This is a genomic window from Cupriavidus sp. U2 (assembly GCF_009663685.2).
GTDB classification, from domain to species: Bacteria; Pseudomonadota; Gammaproteobacteria; order Burkholderiales; family Burkholderiaceae; genus Cupriavidus; species Cupriavidus necator_C.
Window position 1 is genome coordinate 147,998 of the sequence record NZ_RCOG02000027.1, and the last position, 17,272, is coordinate 165,269.

The following is a 17,272-nucleotide window of genomic DNA, read 5'->3' on the forward strand; positions in this document are numbered from 1 at the left end:
CTTGCGGGAGCGCGGCGCAGCATCCACCGCGCGCTCAACGCTCGTTGGCCGCGATGATCTTCGCGATGTTGGCATCGGCGTCGCGACCCACCAGTGCGTAGACGTCCGTGGACAGCGGCGTCACGGCCGGCAGCGTGTTGAGGCTGGCGCCGTCGTGCTGGTGAACATCCACGGTCACCTGCATCGACAGGCCGATGCGCAGCGGATGCGCCGCCAGCTGCGCGGGATCGAGCGTGATCCGCACCGGCAGCCGCTGCACCACCTTGATCCAGTTGCCAGTGGCGTTCTGCGCGGGAAGCACCGAGAACGCAGCGCCCGTGCCGGCCGCAAAGCCGGCCACCTTGCCGTCGTAGCGCACCTGGGCGCCGTAGAAATCGGCCACCAGCGACACCGGCTGGCCCACGCGCATGTCCTTCATCTGGTTTTCCTTGAAGTTCGCGTCCACCCACACCTGGTCCAGCGGCACCACGCCCATCAGCGGCACACCGGCCGCCACGCGCTGGCCCACCTGCACCGCACGGCGCGCCACGAAGCCGGTGACTGGCGCCGGCAGTGTCGAACGCGCGTGGGCCAGGTAGGCGGCGCGATAGCTTGCGGCGGCGCGCGCCACGTCGGGATGCTGCGCGATGCTGGTGTTGTGCGTCAGGGCCAGGTTCGATGCCAGCTGTTCCTGCGCGGCACGCAACGCCGCCTGCGCTTCCCTGAGCGTTGACCGGGCGTGGTCGACATCCTCTTTCGATACGGCGCCGGTCCCGTCGACCGACATGCGCCTGCGTAGATCGTCACGGGCGTTCTCCACGCTGGCCTGGCGCTGCGCGATGTTCGCCTGCAGCGTGCCGTTGCCGAAATAAAGCGTGCGCACCTGGCGCACCGTTTCGGCCAGTTGCGCGGCCGCCTGCTGCAGCGCCACCTCGCTGTCGGTGGGGTCCAGCGCCACCAGCGGCTGGCCCATCGTCACGCGCTGGGTGTCGTCGGCCGCGATCGATACGACCGTGCCCGGTACCAGCGACGTCACCTGCACCACGTTGCCGGACACATAGGCGTCATCGGTGGACGCGAAGTGCCGGGCGATGGTCCACCAGTACGCGCCGGCGCCGATGCCCGTCACGGCGATCAGAGCGGCCACCGTGATCAGGCGGCGGCGCGGTACGGGGCGCATTTCGGCCGACGGCGCGGGCGCGGCGGGAGCAGCGGGCGGGGCGGGTGTGTTCATGGTGAGGTCGTGGTGGGATTGGGTGACGCGGCGGCCTGGGCGGCGGCATGTTCCGGCAACTGCCCGACGTAGCCGCCGCCCAGCGTCCAGACCAGCTGGAACTGGAGATCGAGTTGCTGCCCCTGCAGCTGGGCCACCTGGCGTTGCTGCGCCAGGACGCTGTCCTGCGCCGTCAGGACGGCCAACTGGTTGGCCAGGCCGGCCTGCCAGCGGCCGGAAGCCAGCGCATAGGCACGCTCGGCCAGCGCCTGTGCCCGCTGCCGCTGCGCAGTTTCGGCGGCCACGGCTTGCAGGCTGCCGACGGCATCGGCCGTCTCGCGCAGTGCATCGGTCAGCGTCTGGTTGTAGTCGGCCACGGCTGCGTCGTAGTCGGCGTAGCGCGCGTGCAGGTTGGCGCGCAGGCGGCCCCCCTCGAACACCGGCAGCCGCAGCGACGGGCCAAAGGCAAAGGCCCGGCTAGCGCCAAGCAGGAAATCGGACGGCGTGATCGTGGTCAGGCCAGCCATGGCGGACAGTGTGACGTCGGGCAGGAATTCCGCACGGGCCACGTCGATGTCTTTGGACGCAGCCTCCACGCGCCAGCGCGCGGCCACCAGGTCCGGGCGGCGCGACAGCAGCCCAATACGCGCGTCGTCGGGCAGTCCGGCCAGCGGATGACCATCCGAGCCGTTCAGCAGCACCGGCCGGGTGATCGTCAGTCCGCGGTCGGGGCCCTTGCCCAGCAGCGCGGCAATCTGGTGGCGCGTCAGGGTGATGGTGTCGTCGATATGCGTCAGATCCGCCTCGGCACTGGCCAGGTCGGCGTCCTGCAGCGTAATGCCCACCTGGGTATCGAGGCCAGCCACAAGCCGGGCCTTGCCCAGCGTGGACAGTTCGCGGCGCTGGGCAATCGTTTGCGTGGTGATGTCGCGCAGCACGTACAGCGTGGCCAGCCGCGCGTAGGCGCGCGCCACGCCCGTGGTCAGCAGCAACTGCGCAGCCTGGCCTTCTGCCTCGGCTTCGCGCACGCCGGAGATCGCGGCCTGCAGCGCGCTACGGTGCCGGCCCCAGAAGTCCAGGTCATACGTCAGGCCGCTGGACAGCTGCACCTGGTTGATCCAGCGGCCCGACAGCGGCGTGGCGCCAAGCAGGTCGGTCTCGGAAATGCGCTGGCGCGACACACCACCGCGGATATCGATGTCGGGATACAGGCCGCTGCGCGCGCCCTCGGCCACGGCTCGGGCTGCCTCCACGCGCGCCCGCGCGGCCTGCAGCGTCGGGCTGCCGGCAACCGCCTCGCGGGCCAGTGCGCCAAGCTGGGGGTCGCCAAAGCGGTCGATCCAGTCCTGCGACGGCCACCGGCCATGCTGGGCGGGCAGACTCTGCGCAATGCCGGTAACCACCGCCGGCGTCTGCGTCGGGCGGCTGTGGTCGAACGCGGCGCAGCCCGTCAGCGCCAGGGTAGTCAGCACGGCGGCGGCCACGGGCAGGTGCCGCCATCCGGTCGCGGCATGCATCACGGCCTCACTCCGATGGTTGATGCCGGGAATGATGGCCGCTGGCGCGCAAGGCCGTGGTTGCGAACGCCAAGTTATTTCGGGATGGCACTACCGGGTGGCGCGACCGCCGCTATCCGTGCGATTTCGCCCCTTTCCGGTGCATTGCGTTGGCGCGGCCTATACCTTCGTTTAACACCGCACCACCTACGCGGCAATTGTGGGCATCCGTACCCGGCTCCTAGCATTCCAGTCAACCACCGACTGCTTCCACGGGAGCCGCACCATGACACTTCAGAAGCTCTGGATGCCGATCATCGCCATCACCCTCGCCTTCGCTACGGTCGGCGTGGCTGGCGCCGTGGTTTACGGCATGTGGCAACAGGCCATCGAGCCGGTTCACGCCGCAGCGCACGCCGTGATGTCGCACCACCACCTGTGAGCACCGTCATGTCCGACCAGGAAAGCCTGTTGCTGATGTACGGCTGGATCGTCCTCGCCGTGCTGAACCTGATTTTGATTGCCGTCGCGTACCTCCAGTACGCCGGTTGAACGCCCGCCGCCGCACCGATACCGCATCCAGGAGCCCCGCCATGAAAGATGTAGCAACCACCGTCCTCGACGCCCCTGACACCTCTGGCGCCGCACCCGCCAGGGCAGCGCCCCAGCTTCGCGTGGCCGCCGCGCAGGCGCCCGGCTTCGTCCAGTGCGAAACCCGCTGGCGACACGCCCCCGAGGCGGCGGTCACGCCCGGCCACCGTGACGCCATCGTGGTGTCGCGCTGGACTTGCGACGGCGAGCCGCCTGACACGGTGTCGCACGCCGGCGATCCCACCCGGCACTGCATCGCCATCAACCTGCGGTCCAGCTCGATCCGCTTCCTGTGCGGCGGCATGCCGGTGTTTGACGGACGGCTGGGTGCCGGTGCGGTCCACGTGACCGCGCCGGGCACCGCCACCAGCGCCGTGTACGCTTCAGCCACCGACGTGCTTCACCTGTTCGTGCCCCAATCGGTGCTGGCGGCCTGCTACGCCGACCAGTTCGGCCACGACCACGACGGCGAATTGCGGCTCGAAGATCCGTTCTTCCATGCCGACCCGGCACTGGAACGCCTTGGCCAGGCCCTGGCCGTGGCGCATTCGCAGGACCCGGGCCTGGGCCGCATCTTTGCCGACAGCGTGGCCCTGGCCATCGTGGCGCGCGTGGTGGCTAATCATTTCCAGCGCATTGCGTCGAACACGCGTGCGGTGACCACGCTGCCCCAGTGGCGTCTGCGCCGCGCCATCGAGTTCATCGACGCGAACCTGTCCGCCCCCATCGGGCTGGCTGATATCGCGCGCAGCACCGGGCTTACGCGCATGTACTTTGCCGCCCAGTTCCGGCGCACCACGGGCATGCGCCCGCACGAATACCTGGTGCGCCGCCGTATCGAACACGCGCAGGACCTGCTGCGCGGCGGCGACGGCAGCGTGCTGGAAGTGGCCATGCGCTGCGGATTCCGCTCGCAAGCCCATTTCACCACCGTCTTCAAGCGTTTCGTCGGCGACACGCCGCACTGCTGGCGCGTCAAGGTCACCTCTACTCCCGGGAGCTCCCATGGCTGAAACCCTGTACCCCGCATCCGTCTACACCCACGATCTGGCGGACGTGCGCGACAGCGCCTGCGACACGTGGCTGCGCACCATCGCGCTGCTGGATCCGAAGCGCCAGACGCTGGCATCCTTGACCTACACCGCCGAGGACAACGCACTGCGCGCCCATGCCCCGATCGTCAGCATCATCGAACGGCTCAGCAGCGCCATGGCCGTGGTGAGCTGGCGCGACGCCACGCACTGCCGCTACGGGGCGCAGGTATGGACCATCGGTCCGGCCCGCGAGAGCGGCGTCTGCGCGTTGTCCGGCCAGCCCATCGACAAGAGCGACCTGGTGTTTCGCCCGCAGCGTTCGCGTCCGCCCGCGCTCAATGCCGACGCGATGATCCTGGCCTCTGCCATGGACAGCGCCGGCGTGGCGCTTGCGCCCGCGCTGGACGACACGCAGCCCGCCATCGCTTACCGGTCGAACGCCAGGTAACGCGCCATGCACGACGTCACCGACCTGTCTCGGCTGCAGTTCGCCTTCACCGCGATCTTTCATATCCTCTGGCCGATCCTGACCATCAGCCTGTCGGCCTTCCTGTTCATCGTCGAAGTGCTCTGGATTCGCACCAACGACGTGGCGTGGTACCGCCACGCGCGGTTCTGGAGCAAGCTGCTGCTGCTGAACTTTGCCGTCGGCGTGGTCAGCGGCATCCCGATGGAGTTCGAATTCGGCACCAACTGGAGCGGGTTCTCGCAGTTCACGGGGCAGTTCTTCGGCAACATCCTCGGCTTCGAGGGCGCCATGGCCTTCATGCTCGAAGCCGGCTTTGTCGGCATCATGATGTTCGGCTGGGAGCGCGTGCCGCGCGGCGTGCACCTGTTTGCCACTGGCATGGTGGCGCTGGGCTCGTCGCTGTCGGCCTTCTGGATCATGGTGGCCAATTCGTGGATGCAGACCCCGGCCGGCGTGGCGGTGAAAGACGGCAAGATCGTCGTCACCGATTACCTGCGCGCGATCTTCAATCCCGATGCGCTCTGGGGCATCAGCCACATGTGGATGGCCGCGCTGGAAACCGGGCTGGTGGTGGTGGCCGGCATCTCGGCCTGGTACCTGCTGAAGCGGCGCCAGCCGGCGTTCTTCGCACGCTCGTTCGGGCTGGCCATGGTGCTGCTGGCAATCGTGGCGCCGTTGCAGGTATGGCTGGGCGACGGCAGCGGCGTGGACGTCTTCGAGACGCAGCCCGCCAAGGGGGCCGCCATCGAAGGCCACTGGCAGACCAATGCGCCGGGCACGGCCGCGTCGTGGTCGCTGCTGGCCTGGCCCAACCAGGCCGCCCAGCGTAATGACTGGGCCATCGAGGTGCCCGGCATGCTAAGCCTGCTGGCGACGCACAAGGTACATGGCACCGTCACGGGCCTGGCCGATATTCCGCGCGCCGACCAGCCCCCGATGCTGCCGCTGCTCTACTACGCGTTTCGGGTGATGGCCGGCATCGGCGTGCTGTTCGTGGTGCTGGCGCTGTGGACGGCACGGGTGCTGCGCCGCACGCGCCACCAGCCCGCCAGCCTGAGCCAGCATCGGGCGCTGCTGCTGGCATGGATCGTCGCCATTCCTCTGCCGTACCTGGCCGTCGAGTGCGGCTGGATCGTGCGCGAGGTGGGGCGCCAGCCATGGCTGGTCTATGGCCTGTTGCGCACCCCGCAAGGGGTCTCGACCGCCATTTCCCCTGCCGACGTCACCGGCAGCATCGCGATGTTCGGCGCCTTCTACGCAGTGCTGCTGGTGACCTTCGCCTGGCTCGCCGCGCGCTGGCTGCGCCAGGGGCCGGACCTGTCGCTCAGCCCCCCGGCAACCGCCCCGGCGGCCCTGCCGGCGGCCGTCGAGCGCAGCACCTACTGACCACCGGAGATTCGCCATGGAAACCAACGCCCATACCCTGCTGGTATCGCTCTGGTTCTGCATCCTGGGCCTGATGCTGGCCGCCTATGTCGTCACGGACGGCTTTGATCTTGGCATCGGCATCCTGAGCCTGTTCGAGCCGGAGCGCGAACGGCGCGACGTGATGGTCGAATCGATCATCCACGTCTGGGATGCCAATGAAACCTGGCTCGTGGTGCTGGGGGGCGGACTGTTTGGCGCCTTCCCGGCCGCCTACGCCATGCTGCTGCCACAGCTGTACCTGCCGCTGATGGCGCTGATCGCCGGGCTGATCATGCGCGGCGCGGCCATCGAGTTCCGCCACGCCACCCATCGCGGCCCGTTCTGGGACCGCGTCTTCGGCGTCGGCAGCCTGCTGGCCGCCGTGGCCCAGGGCGTGATCCTCGGACGCATCATCACCGGGCTGGGTCCGGGCGCATGGAACGCCGTGTTCACGCTGGTTGCCGCCGTGGGCGTGGCCGCCGGTTACGCGCTGCTGGGCGCCACCTACCTGATCAAGAAGACGTCGTATCCGGTCGACGCTTCGGCGCGCAAGTGGACACTGGCAACGCTGCCGATCACCGTCGTCAGTGCGCTGGTGCTGTCCGGCGCCACGCTGCGGCTGAGCCTGATCGGCACCCACCGCTGGCACCAGCATGGCGTGCTGGCCGTGCTGCTGGCGCTGGGTGTGATGGCCGCACTGGCGGTCTCCTGGATTGCGGGGTCGACCTGGACCGGCCGCCGCCGGTCTCCGTTCCGCGCCGCCGTGCTGTTGTTTCTGGTGTCGTTCGGCGGCCTGGCTGTCAGCCTGTTCCCGAACGTGGTGCCGGGGCGCCTGTCGCTGATCGATGCCGCCTCCGACGACCGCACGCTGGTATTCATGCTGATCGGCATTGGCGTGCTGCTGCCGGTCATGCTGGGCTACAACCTGTACCAGTATCACGTGTTCCGCGGCAAGGTGGCCGTCTGAGCTGCATGCGGCGCCGGCTCGGAAAAAAAGAGCCCTCTCCAGCGGAGAGGGCTTTGGCGTTGCGCGTCGGCAACGTTACCTGACCGACTCTGCCGGGAACCACGCGCGGCGCTGCGCTTCGTCGATCCAGTTTTCCAGCAGGCTGGCGGTGGCCACGTCGGCATGGTCGTCGCATACCGCGTGGGCATCGAGCATGGCTTCGACCAGCGTGAGGTTGTCGGCATGCAGCTCGCGCAGCATGGCCTTGGGCGAGACGTCTTCGGCGTCGTTGTCGCGCACGCGCTGGAGCCGTGCAATGGCGCCGATCGAGCGTAGCGTCGTGCCGCCGAGCTTGCGCACGCGCTCGGCCACGTCATCGGTCATCGCGAAGATCTGGGTGGCCTGCTCGTCCAGCATCAGGTGGTAGTCGCGGAAGTGCGGGCCGGACATGTGCCAGTGGAAGTTCTTGGTCTTCAGGTACAGCGCGAAGACGTCGGCCAGCAGCCGGTTCAGGTGATCCGAGATTTCGGTGACGGCCAGGCCGGGATCGTCAAGCTGGGTAAGGGTCATGATGGGCTCCAGTAAGGCATAACAAAGGGCTATGCGCCCCGATTCTGTGCACTCGCGGGCGCCTGTGGCGCCGGCGGGTGTCCATCTCGACTGTGCACCTGCGGCGCTGACGCGGATTGTCCCCAGATCAACCGCTTGCAAAAACGCACCCAAGGTTCCCGAAGGGCGACGAATGCGTGGACATCTCCTATACCTTCATATGATTCCTCGACCAGTCATTCAGGACTAATATCAGGGTCGGATCATGCTGCCGGCCGTGGGCATGGGCATACCGATAACCAGCAATACGGGCGACAGGATGTACAACACAACCACCAACCGGCTGTTGATGGGCGCGGCAGGCCTGCTGGGCCTGTGTGTCTTCGCGATCGACGCCCTGACGCCACTCGATTTCGCCATCGCGGTGGTCTATGTGCTCGTCATCCTGCTGGTGGCGCTGACCGGATCGATCCGCGCCACCCGGGTCACCGCTGCCACGGCGCTGGTGCTCACAGTGGCGGCCTTTGCGATTTCGCAGAACCCCGACCCCGATCACGGCCAGCTGGCACGCTTCGTCTTTGCCCTGCTGGCCATCGGCACCACTACGCTGCTGGCGCTGCGCAACCTGGCCGACATGGCGCGGCGGCGCCGCACCGAGGCCGCCCTGGCGCGCAGCGAGGCATTCCTGGCCGAAGCCCAGCGGCTCAGCAAGACCGGCAGTATCGCGCTGCGGCTGCCGGCCAACACGATGACGTGGTCGGACGAGGCGTTCCGTATCCTCGGCTACCCGCGGGGCGAGGCGCCGCATTTCGGCATGGTGCTCACCCGCGTGCATCCGGACGATCTGGTCGAAGTGCAGCGCGTGCATGCGGCCATGCTCGGCGGCGTGGAGAGCGTGGATCTGCGGCACCGGCTACTGCTGCCCGGTGGCGCGATCCGTCACGTGCATCTGGTGGCGCGCCGCAGCGCCACGGCCGGCGACCAGCACGAGTACGTGGGCGCCCTGATGGATACCACCGACGCCATCGAGACGCAGCAGGCACTGCATCGGACCATGACCGAACTGGCGCATGTGTCGCGCGTGACCACGCTGGGCCAGCTGGCCGCGTCGATCGCACACGAGGTGACGCAGCCGATGGCCGCCATCGTCACCTGCGGCAGCTCGGCACTGCGCTGGCTGCAGCGCGACGAGCCCGAGATCGCCGAAGCCACCGAATCGATCGAACAGGTGATTCGCGACGCCAGCCGCGCCAACGACATCATCCGGCAGATTCGCGCCATGGCGCAGAAGTCGGAGCCCAAGTACGTGGATATCGGCGTCGACCACCTCGTGACGGCTTCGCTGGAACTGGTTAGGCGCGAGTTGCAGGACCATCAGGTAGCGGTCGATCTGGACCTGGATGCCGACGGCGTGCAGATTCATGGCGACTGGACGCAACTGCAGCAGGTGCTGGTGAACCTGATGGTGAACGCCGCGCAGGCCATGTCGCATGTGTCAGGCCGGCGCCGGCTCACGCTGGCCAGCCGCGTCATGCCAGACCATACGGTGCTGCTGGTGGTCAGCGATACGGGTCCGGGCATTCCCGACAAGGACATGGACCGCCTGTTCAACGCGTTCTACACGACCAAGCCGGACGGCATGGGCATGGGGCTGTCCATTTGCCGGAACATCGTGGAATCCCACGGCGGCAGTATCGCGGCGGAATCGTTGCCGGAAGGCGGCGCCAAAATGATGGTACGGCTGCCGCAACGGATGGCCGATGGCGGGCAGGCGACCCAGGAAGCGGCCTGATCCCGGCCCCCGGGGCGGCCCTGGGGCGAACATTGCGTCGCCCTCTGAACCCCGATCCAGCTTAAAAAAAGCCGGCGCCTGGGCGGCACCTCAGACGCCTGCCCAGAGCGCCGTGACCAGCGCCATGCCGCAACTGGCGGCACAGACGCCCAGCCATGCCAGCGCCAGCGTGACACGACCGACGGCCGCGCTGGCGGCCCGGCCGTCGATTTCGACATTGGCGATCATGCCGGCGCTCAGGCGGGCGTGTTGCCCGGAGGCGCCGATACGCCGGTCAGGTCCTGACCAACCTGGATAAAGCGGCCCTGGTCGGCCGGCGACACATTGAAGCGTGCGCCCTGCGTGTAGACGTCACGCGGCTGGTCGATGTTGTACTGCGGGTGCGATTGCGTGGCCGGGTGCTTGCCGGTCTCGGCGGCATTGGCCATGCCGGTGCCAAGGGCGCTGACGGCGGCCACGCCGCATGCCACGAGAACGGGAACGAGGTGCTTGCGAATCATGATGGACTCCTGGTTGACTTGCGTTGCAGACGGAAAAACCTTCTGGCTTCCCGCCGGGGCCTGCGTCGCAAGCCCGTGAATCCATCGTAGGCGGCACCGCCGCGCGGCGCATTCGTACGTGGGTTGCCTCGCGCTAGCCAATTTGTAGAGCACCATCATCCTTTGGTTTGCATGGCGCATCGCCGGGCGTGCAAAACCGAAACCCCTGCCGCCAGCGGCAACGCCCGCCACCCTGCCGCCGATACGCTTGGCCCATCCCGACGTATCGATTCCCTTCAGGCAGGAGCCGCCGCCATGGCCTTCAAGTCAAAGCCACGCATCGAACCCTATCCCCATGCCGCCGCCGGATGGGGCGCGCTGAAATACGTGGCCATCAACCTGATCAAGGAGCGCGTGCCCGGCCGCGACTACGCGATGCTGTTCCGGCAGAACAAGGCGGACGGCTTCGACTGCCCCGGCTGCGCCTGGCCAGACCGCGAACACGCCTCGACGTTCGAGTTCTGCGAAAACGGCGTGAAGGCCGTGGCCGCGGAATCCACCGGCAAGCGCGTGACAGCCGCATTCCTGGCGCAACACACGGTGACGGCCCTGATGGCGCAGACCGACTACGAACTGGAGCAGCACGGCCGCCTGACCGAGCCCGTGATCTACGACGGCCTGACGGACACGTACCGGGCGATCTCCTGGCAGGACGCATTCGCGCTGATCGGCACCCGCCTGCGCGCGCTGCCCGATCCGAACCAGGCGGCCTTCTACACCTCGGGCCGCGCCAGCAACGAGGCCGCGTTCCTGTACCAGTTGTTCGCGCGCATGGTCGGCACCAACAACTTCCCTGACTGCTCGAACATGTGCCACGAGGCCACCAGTCGCGGCATGCCCCATACGGTGGGTGTCGGCAAGGGCACCGTGACGCTGGAGGATTTCGAGACCTGCGACACCGTGCTGCTGTTCGGCCAGAACCCGGCCACCAACCACCCGCGCATGCTGGCCGAACTGCGCGACTGTGCCCGGCGAGGCGCCACGCTGGTGTCGATCAACCCGCTGCGCGAACGTGGGCTGGAACGCTTCACCAGTCCGCAGAGCCCGGTGGAAATGCTGACCATGTCCGACACGAAGATCTGCTCGGTGTTCGTGCGCCCTACGCTGGGCGGCGACTACGCGCTGATCAAGGGCGTGGTCAAGCGCGTGCTGGAACTGGACGACGCGGCGCTGGCCACGGGTGCGGCCCGCGTGCTTGACACCGCGTTCATCGCCGAACACACGCACGGCTTCGACGCTTTCGCGGCCGACCTGCGTGCCGAATCTTGGACCGTCATCGAGCAGGAATCGGGCGTGCCGCGCGAGGACATCGAAGGTCTGGCCGCCATCTACGCGCGTGGCCAGCGCGTGATCTGCACCTGGGGTATGGGGCTGACCCAGCACAAGCATTCGGTGCAGACCATCCAGATGCTGACCAACCTCATGATGCTGCGCGGCAATATCGGGCGAGAAGGCGCGGGCCTGTGTCCCGTGCGGGGCCACTCGAACGTGCAGGGCAACCGCACGGTCGGCATCGAGGAGCAACCGACGGAAGCCTTCCTCGACAAGCTCGGCGCGGCGTTCCGCTTCACCCCGCCACGCGAGCATGGCTACGACGTGGTGGAGAGCATCGAGGCCATGCTGCGCGGCGACGTGAAGATCTTCGTGGCGCTGGGCGGCAACTTCGCGGCGGCTACGCCGGACACGGCCCGCACGTGGGACGCGCTGCGCGCGTGCAACCTGACCGTGCATATCGCGACGAAGCTCAACCGCAGCCATCTGGTCCACGGCAAGGAGGCGTTGATTCTGCCCACGCTTGGCCGCACCGAGATCGATCTGCAGGACGGCGTGCCGCAGGGCGTAACGGTGGAAGACTCGGTCTCGAAGGTGCATATCTCGTTCGGGATGAATACGCCGGCGTCGCCAGACCTGATGTCCGAGACCGCGATCATCGCCGGCCTGGCCCATGCCACGCTGGGCAGCGCCACCGTTGACTGGCGCTGGTACGCGCAGGACTACGCGCGCATTCGCGACAAGATCGCCGAGGTCGTCGACGGATTCGAGCACTACAACGCCCGCGTGGCGGTACCGGGCGGCTTTCACCTTTATGTGCCCGCGCGCGAGCGGCAATGGCACACGCCGTCCGGCAGGGCCGAATTCCTGGTCAACCCGCTGACCCCCGACACGCCGATCGCCCAGGCCCGCGCCCGCCACGGCGAACGGGTGATGACGCTGATGACCACGCGTTCGCACGACCAGTACAACACCACGATCTACGCGCTGGACGACCGCTACCGCGGCGTCTTCAGCCAGCGCCGCGTGGTGTTCATCCATCCGTCGGACCTGCAGATGTTTGGCCTGCGCGACGGCGAATGGGTCGACATGACCACGGTCTGGCACGACGATATCGAGCGGCGCGCCGACGGGTTCCGGCTGGTTGCCTACGACATTCCACGCGGTTGCGTGGCGGCCTATTATCCCGAGGCCAACCCCCTGGTGCCGCTGGACAGCGTGGCCGACGTCTGCAATACACCGACTTCAAAATCGGTACCGGTGCTGCTGCATCGGGCCAGCGCGCCTACCGTATCTCTTTGAGCGTCAACGCATTGGGCGCCTGATATCTCGACGCCTGGCCCCCGGCCACTGCCATCCGCTGGCAAGTGGCCCTTTTCATGGCCGCCGCCGTGGCAATGTCTGCGGCTTTTGCGCAACGAAATCTGCACCAGATTGGCCCACGCGGCACGCACTCCGCAACAACCGAGGTGCCACCCCCCGGCAGAAAACCTCCGGTTTCCGTCATGTACAGGTCATCGACCCGGCTGTATCCGGCGCCCCGTCAAGCGGTGACGATCCTCGTCACCACAAGGCGCAATTTTTGTCACCCGATGCGCCAGATAATGACAATTGACATCTATTTAAGCGGCTCACGATAATCGCGGCGGCTACAGGGAATGGGCCGTTTCGCGGCGCATGGCAGCTGTCCGTGCCGAAGCCGGGAACAAAAAATCGAGAACGGAGCCCGGCGCGGCTCGGATAAGAACGAAGGGTCAATACAATGAAAAAAATCGCTCACCATCGTGGGCCGGCACTGCTGCTGGCCGCCGTATTCATGGCCGCTGCGTGCGGCGGAGGGGGCGGTGACGGCAGTCCGGCGCCTGCGCCGACTGTCACGCCATCGCTCTACGAACCGCTGTACGGTGCCGATACGCCGGTCATGGAACAGATCCAGTACCGGGAGCCCGACGGCACGCTGGTCACGATGATGGGCTCGCGCCCGACCGAGCGCCACGCGCGCGAGCGCGGCGAACCCTGGGACGCCCCGGACGCGGGTCCGGGCCGCTACCTGACCTTCCCCACGTTCTACTTCCAGAACCGCACGTTCGGCCTGGAAATCCGCGACCACGTACCCGCCGGCAAGCAGCTGATCGAGGTCTATCTGCGCGTGAACCAGGGCATCTTCGATGGCACCACGTTCAGCCTGTTCCGCAACGTGCTCGATCCCACCGTGCGTGACTATGGCTGGTCGCTGAACTACGGTTTCAACAATCCGAAGGAAGGCGGTCTGCCGATCTGCCGCGAGAACCAGCCGCGCGAAGACTGCATGATGACCTTCGACTCGAACTGGCGCACCGACCCGCACAGTCCGCTGAAGATCGGCGACAAGGTCGAGCTGGCCCCGGCGCCGCGGCTCAAGCGCGACCCGGTGGTGGATGGCGGCGGCAGCCGCTACTACTCGTTCGAGCAGCTCTACATCGTGGGCGTGGGCATGCGCCCGTGGTACGGCATCGCCCCGAACCTCGATTCCGAACCGCTGCCCGACGACGCCCTGCTGGGCGGCCAGGCCAGCCTGTCGTACAACTACTCGGAAGAACCGATGCGGGTCTTCCAGCAGATGGCCAACAACATCGGCATCACCAATACCCAGCGATTCGTCGAAGGACGCCGGCTGTTCCACACATCGTTCGCCGACGGCACGCACTCCGAGCACGATCGCGACAACCCCGTGTTCGCGGCCCATATCGGTCAGCTCGGCGCGCGCTACAACCAGCCGCGCTGCATCGAATGCCACACCAACAACGGCCGCAGCAAGCCGCTGGCGCTGGGCGCGAAGCTGGATACGATGTCGTTCCTGACCGCCAGCGGCGACGGCACGGGCCCCGACCCCGTCTACGGCCACAACGTGCAGCAGCACGCGCAGGATGCCAAGGCGGCCGCCTACGACGTCACCGTGCAGTCGTTCGACACCACCGTGCGCACGTTGCCCGATGGCGAGAAAGTGGAACTGGTCAAGCCGGTCTTCGCGTTCAGGGGCCCGGTTCCGGGACGCTACTCGGCGCGCCAGGCCGCGCAGGTCATCGGCATGGGGCTGCTGGAGGCCATTCCCGAGTCCACCATCCTTGGCCTGGCCGATCCCGATGACGCCAATGGCGACGGCATCCGCGGCGTGGCCAACCTCGTGGTGGACCCGCAGACGGGCAAGACCCACGTCGGCCGCTTTGGCTGGAAGGCATCGAAGGGCAGCATCCGCCAGCAGGTGGCCGACGCGCTGATCAAGGACCTCGGCGTGACGTCGCCCGTGTTCCCCGACTACGGCTGCCAGCGTGGGGCTGCGAACTGCCACACGGTCACCACGCCGACGTCTGTCAGCGAGAACGAACTGCAGCGCATGACGCACTACCTGTCGCTGATCGCCGTGCCGGCCCAGCGCAAGCTGCGCAGCGGCTTCCCCGACGGCGTCCGTGTGTCGCCCGAGCATGATGTGGATCCGGCCCGAATCGCGCGCGGCACCGACCTGTTCACGCAGGTGCGCTGCGCGGCCTGCCATACGCCAACCTTGAAGACCGGCGCCACGCACCCATTTGCCGAGCTTCGCGAGCAGGTCATTCATCCGTACACCGACCTGCTGCTGCACGACATGGGGCCCGACCTGGCCGACACGCTGTCCGAGGGCCGCGCGTATCCGAGCCAGTGGCGCACGGCGCCGCTGTGGGGCATCGGCTCGCTGCGCTTCGTGCAGGGTGGCGACGCCAGCGTGCGCCTGCTGCATGACGGCCGCGCCCGCACCATCCCGGAAGCCGTGCTCTGGCATGGCGGCGAGGCCACCGACAGCCGCAAACGCTACGAAGCCCTGCCGAAGGCCGACCGCGACGCGATCACGGCGTTCCTGCAATCGCTGTAGCGCGCGCAGGCGCCAGAACACGGAAACTCACATGCTGATGCACACCCTACGCAGCCGGGCCATGGCGCCGCTGCTCATGGCTTTCGCGCTGGCCGCCTGCGGTGGCGGCGGCGACGGCGGCACCCCGGCGTCCGCGAACGGCGGCTCCGCCGGCCACCTCTCGCCAAGCACGCCGACCGCGCCCACCACGCCGCCGTCCGCCACGCCGGGCGTGACCAAGAGCGCCAAGCGCGGCATCGCCTACGACCTGTCCAGCAAGGCCGACCTGGCGGCGCTGGCCCCCGGGGTATCGTGGTGGTACAACTGGTCGCCCAGACCCAGCGCATCGGCACCCGCCGACCCGCGCGCCGCCTATGGCATGGACTTCGTGCCGATGCTCTGGAACGACTACGCGTTCGATGCCGCCACGGTGGAGGCCTGGCTGAAGGGCCACCCGGAGGTCAAGTACCTGCTGCTGATGAACGAGCCGAACCTGACGGACCAGGCCAACCTGTCGCCTGCCGCGGCCGCCGCCGCATGGCCGCAGTTCGAGGCCATCGCCGGCCGCACCGGTGTCAAGCTGGTAGGCCCGGCCATCACGTGGGGCACCATGCCGGGCTACAGCGATCCCGTGGTGTGGCTCGACGCGTTCTACAACGCGTATCGCGCCGCCAACGGCAACCGCAATCCCCAGATCGATTACCTGGCCTTCCACTGGTACGACTATGGCCTGGGCGGGCAACTGGACCGCCTGGCCAGGTACGGCAAACCGTTCTGGGTCACCGAATTCGCCAACTGGCACGGCAATGCCGACGGCGCACAGGTCGATACGCTGGAAAAGCAGAAGACGCAGATGCGCGACATGGTGGCCACCTGCGAGCAGCGCCCCGATGTCTTCCGCTACGCATGGTTCACGGGCCGCTGGAACCCCGATCCGCATTTCACCAGCCTGCTGGGCGCCGATGGCGAACTGTCGGAACTGGGCCGCTATTACCTGAGCCTGCCGTTCTGACAACAGGCCCGGTTTGGGTTGGACTGCCGCGCCTAGCGGGACAGGTGGCGCTCCGATCCATGGGCCGGCGGCGTCACCGGTGCCGCCAGGGTTGGCGTCCCTGGCACGCGCGCCGCAGCCACCGCTTCGCGCTCCACACGGATCTGGTCGATCTCGGCCCCCACATCGCCCGCCTCGCTCACGCCCATCGCGAGGACCACGGTGCCCCGCGCCACCGGCACCGGCACCGGCGGCGACATGCCGCTGCATTGCGCCGTGATGCATGGCATGCCGTCGCCGCCCAACGGCACCCGGGCGATGGTGGTGGCCGCCGAACCCAGTTCGGCAAACGTTGCCGCGCCTTCGCCATTGACCACGAGCTGCCGGGTCACCAGCGCGAACGACACCGCGATCTGCGCCGGTCGCGCACCGTTGCCCGCGGCCGTCTTCGAAATCGTGTTCGCAGCCCGGATATAGAGTGGACGGAAGCGGAAGTAGTCGGTGAACTTGCCGTCCTGCAGCCGCTGCTCGATGGCCAGCACGGCCACCAGCCCGGGGCGCGACGGCGCATCGGCCAGCGCATAGCGTGCGAACACCGCGCAACGGACCCCACGGAATCCTGCCGCCGAGAAGCTCACATCGACAGTGCTGGCGTCGATTGCTTCGCGCTTCAGTTGTTCAGGGCTGCCCTGGTCCTTGCCGGCGTAGAGGTCGGCCTCGAGCCGCGTACCGCTGGCCACGAACGCGGTGCCGGCTGCGGTGGCGGCCCGGCCGGGCGAAGCCGATGCGTTCGAGGAAGATCTCGACGGGGTCTCGGCGCACTGCGACGACGCCAGCAGGTCCTTGATTTCGCGGTTCTCGGGCAGGGCCAGCAGGGCCCCCAGATCCTTGTCCGCCGACCAGTCCTTGCCGGCGGCCACCCAGGCCTGCGCCGCGCGCTTCGGTTTGCCACTGAGGTCGTCGGCCTTGAAGGCCGATACCGGTGGCACTTTCGGTGTCGATGTGCAGCCGGCGGCGAGCATGCAGCCGGCAGCGAGTCCCAAGAAGGTCCTCATGCTGCCCTCCCTTGAAAGAAGCTAGAGGATATGGCCCGCCCGTGCGCGGCCGATACCATCCAGATGACTGAACA

At 67.7% G+C, this 17,272-nt stretch carries 15 protein-coding genes; 9 read left to right on the plus strand and 6 right to left on the minus strand.

Going from position 1 to position 17,272, the window contains the following annotated elements; all coding sequences use genetic code 11:
* Nucleotides 1-34: 34 nt before the first annotated feature.
* Nucleotides 35-1,213: an HlyD family secretion protein gene (locus D9X30_RS20245; RefSeq protein WP_153946064.1), complete on the minus strand. Its 1,179-nt coding sequence runs from the start codon at nt 1,211-1,213 to the stop codon at nt 35-37.
* Nucleotides 1,210-2,709 carry an efflux transporter outer membrane subunit gene (locus D9X30_RS20250; protein WP_153946063.1) on the minus strand — a complete coding sequence of 500 codons (1,500 nt, stop codon included), beginning with the start codon at nt 2,707-2,709 and terminating at the stop codon, nt 1,210-1,212. Before D9X30_RS20250 ends, D9X30_RS20245 begins: the two co-directional genes overlap by 4 nt.
* Nucleotides 2,710-2,974: 265 nt before the next feature.
* On the opposite strand from D9X30_RS20250, the gene D9X30_RS20255 reads away from it, so the two are divergent.
* The 5 genes from D9X30_RS20255 to D9X30_RS20275 all read left to right on the plus strand — a co-directional run bounded on the left by D9X30_RS20255 (nt 2,975) and on the right by D9X30_RS20275 (nt 7,156).
* Nucleotides 2,975-3,130 (plus strand): hypothetical protein, encoded by a 156-nt coding sequence (locus D9X30_RS20255; protein WP_153946062.1) that lies wholly within the window; start codon nt 2,975-2,977, stop codon nt 3,128-3,130.
* Between the two features lie 151 nt (nt 3,131-3,281).
* Nucleotides 3,282-4,292, plus strand: coding sequence for a helix-turn-helix transcriptional regulator (locus D9X30_RS20260; RefSeq protein WP_153946061.1), 1,011 nt, complete (start codon nt 3,282-3,284; stop codon nt 4,290-4,292).
* Nucleotides 4,285-4,761: a DUF3331 domain-containing protein gene (locus D9X30_RS20265; RefSeq protein WP_153946060.1), complete on the plus strand. Its 477-nt coding sequence runs from the start codon at nt 4,285-4,287 to the stop codon at nt 4,759-4,761. The genes D9X30_RS20260 and D9X30_RS20265 overlap by 8 nt, the downstream gene beginning before the upstream one ends.
* A 6-nt stretch (nt 4,762-4,767) precedes the next feature.
* On the plus strand, nt 4,768-6,168 hold the full coding sequence (locus D9X30_RS20270) for a cytochrome ubiquinol oxidase subunit I (RefSeq protein ID WP_153946059.1): 1,401 nt from the start codon (nt 4,768-4,770) through the stop codon (nt 6,166-6,168).
* Between the two features lie 16 nt (nt 6,169-6,184).
* A complete protein-coding gene (locus tag D9X30_RS20275; protein WP_153946058.1) occupies nt 6,185-7,156 on the plus strand; it encodes a cytochrome d ubiquinol oxidase subunit II in 972 nt (323 codons plus the stop codon).
* Between the two features lie 75 nt (nt 7,157-7,231).
* Here D9X30_RS20275 and D9X30_RS20280 read toward each other — a convergent pair whose 3' ends face one another.
* A complete protein-coding gene (locus D9X30_RS20280; RefSeq protein WP_153946057.1) occupies nt 7,232-7,705 on the minus strand; it encodes a Dps family protein in 474 nt (157 codons plus the stop codon).
* Nucleotides 7,706-8,003: 298 nt separating this feature from the next.
* Between D9X30_RS20280 and D9X30_RS20285 the strand changes: the two genes are divergently transcribed.
* Complete coding sequence (locus D9X30_RS20285; RefSeq protein ID WP_153946056.1) at nt 8,004-9,476, plus strand: sensor histidine kinase; 1,473 nt, start codon at nt 8,004-8,006, stop codon at nt 9,474-9,476.
* Between the two features lie 90 nt (nt 9,477-9,566).
* Here D9X30_RS20285 and D9X30_RS20290 read toward each other — a convergent pair whose 3' ends face one another.
* Nucleotides 9,567-9,704, minus strand: coding sequence for a hypothetical protein (locus D9X30_RS20290; RefSeq protein WP_153946055.1), 138 nt, complete (start codon nt 9,702-9,704; stop codon nt 9,567-9,569).
* Between the two features lie 8 nt (nt 9,705-9,712).
* Nucleotides 9,713-9,976 (minus strand): hypothetical protein, encoded by a 264-nt coding sequence (locus tag D9X30_RS20295; RefSeq protein WP_153946054.1) that lies wholly within the window; start codon nt 9,974-9,976, stop codon nt 9,713-9,715.
* Between the two features lie 294 nt (nt 9,977-10,270).
* Between D9X30_RS20295 and D9X30_RS20300 the strand changes: the two genes are divergently transcribed.
* From D9X30_RS20300 to D9X30_RS20310, 3 genes are all read left to right on the plus strand, one after another.
* On the plus strand, nt 10,271-12,589 hold the full coding sequence (locus D9X30_RS20300) for an FdhF/YdeP family oxidoreductase (protein WP_153946053.1): 2,319 nt from the start codon (nt 10,271-10,273) through the stop codon (nt 12,587-12,589).
* A gap of 460 nt (nt 12,590-13,049) precedes the next feature.
* Nucleotides 13,050-15,173 (plus strand): di-heme oxidoreductase family protein, encoded by a 2,124-nt coding sequence (locus tag D9X30_RS20305; protein ID WP_194946450.1) that lies wholly within the window; start codon nt 13,050-13,052, stop codon nt 15,171-15,173.
* A 31-nt stretch (nt 15,174-15,204) separates the two neighbouring features.
* Nucleotides 15,205-16,164 carry a glycosyl hydrolase gene (locus D9X30_RS20310; RefSeq protein WP_228770768.1) on the plus strand — a complete coding sequence of 320 codons (960 nt, stop codon included), beginning with the start codon at nt 15,205-15,207 and terminating at the stop codon, nt 16,162-16,164.
* A gap of 32 nt (nt 16,165-16,196) precedes the next feature.
* Here D9X30_RS20310 and D9X30_RS20315 read toward each other — a convergent pair whose 3' ends face one another.
* Nucleotides 16,197-17,198 (minus strand): hypothetical protein, encoded by a 1,002-nt coding sequence (locus D9X30_RS20315; protein WP_153946052.1) that lies wholly within the window; start codon nt 17,196-17,198, stop codon nt 16,197-16,199.
* Nucleotides 17,199-17,272 lie beyond the last annotated feature (74 nt).

Bases quoted from the DNA above. Each gene is read 5' to 3' on its own strand.
- D9X30_RS20290 (WP_153946055.1), bottom strand. From the start codon at position 9,704: ATGATCGCCAATGTCGAAATCGACGGCCGGGCCGCCAGCGCGGCCGTC.
- D9X30_RS20280 (WP_153946057.1), bottom strand. From the start codon at position 7,705: ATGACCCTTACCCAGCTTGACGATCCCGGCCTGGCCGTCACCGAAATC.
- D9X30_RS20315 (WP_153946052.1), bottom strand. From the start codon at position 17,198: ATGAGGACCTTCTTGGGACTCGCTGCCGGCTGCATGCTCGCCGCCGGC.
- D9X30_RS20250 (WP_153946063.1), bottom strand. From the start codon at position 2,709: ATGCATGCCGCGACCGGATGGCGGCACCTGCCCGTGGCCGCCGCCGTG.
- D9X30_RS20285 (WP_153946056.1), top strand. From the start codon at position 8,004: ATGTACAACACAACCACCAACCGGCTGTTGATGGGCGCGGCAGGCCTG.
- D9X30_RS20265 (WP_153946060.1), top strand. From the start codon at position 4,285: ATGGCTGAAACCCTGTACCCCGCATCCGTCTACACCCACGATCTGGCG.
- D9X30_RS20300 (WP_153946053.1), top strand. From the start codon at position 10,271: ATGGCCTTCAAGTCAAAGCCACGCATCGAACCCTATCCCCATGCCGCC.
- D9X30_RS20275 (WP_153946058.1), top strand. From the start codon at position 6,185: ATGGAAACCAACGCCCATACCCTGCTGGTATCGCTCTGGTTCTGCATC.
- D9X30_RS20270 (WP_153946059.1), top strand. From the start codon at position 4,768: ATGCACGACGTCACCGACCTGTCTCGGCTGCAGTTCGCCTTCACCGCG.
- D9X30_RS20260 (WP_153946061.1), top strand. From the start codon at position 3,282: ATGAAAGATGTAGCAACCACCGTCCTCGACGCCCCTGACACCTCTGGC.
- D9X30_RS20305 (WP_194946450.1), top strand. From the start codon at position 13,050: ATGAAAAAAATCGCTCACCATCGTGGGCCGGCACTGCTGCTGGCCGCC.
- D9X30_RS20255 (WP_153946062.1), top strand. From the start codon at position 2,975: ATGACACTTCAGAAGCTCTGGATGCCGATCATCGCCATCACCCTCGCC.
- D9X30_RS20310 (WP_228770768.1), top strand. From the start codon at position 15,205: ATGCTGATGCACACCCTACGCAGCCGGGCCATGGCGCCGCTGCTCATG.
- D9X30_RS20295 (WP_153946054.1), bottom strand. From the start codon at position 9,976: ATGATTCGCAAGCACCTCGTTCCCGTTCTCGTGGCATGCGGCGTGGCC.
- D9X30_RS20245 (WP_153946064.1), bottom strand. From the start codon at position 1,213: ATGAACACACCCGCCCCGCCCGCTGCTCCCGCCGCGCCCGCGCCGTCG.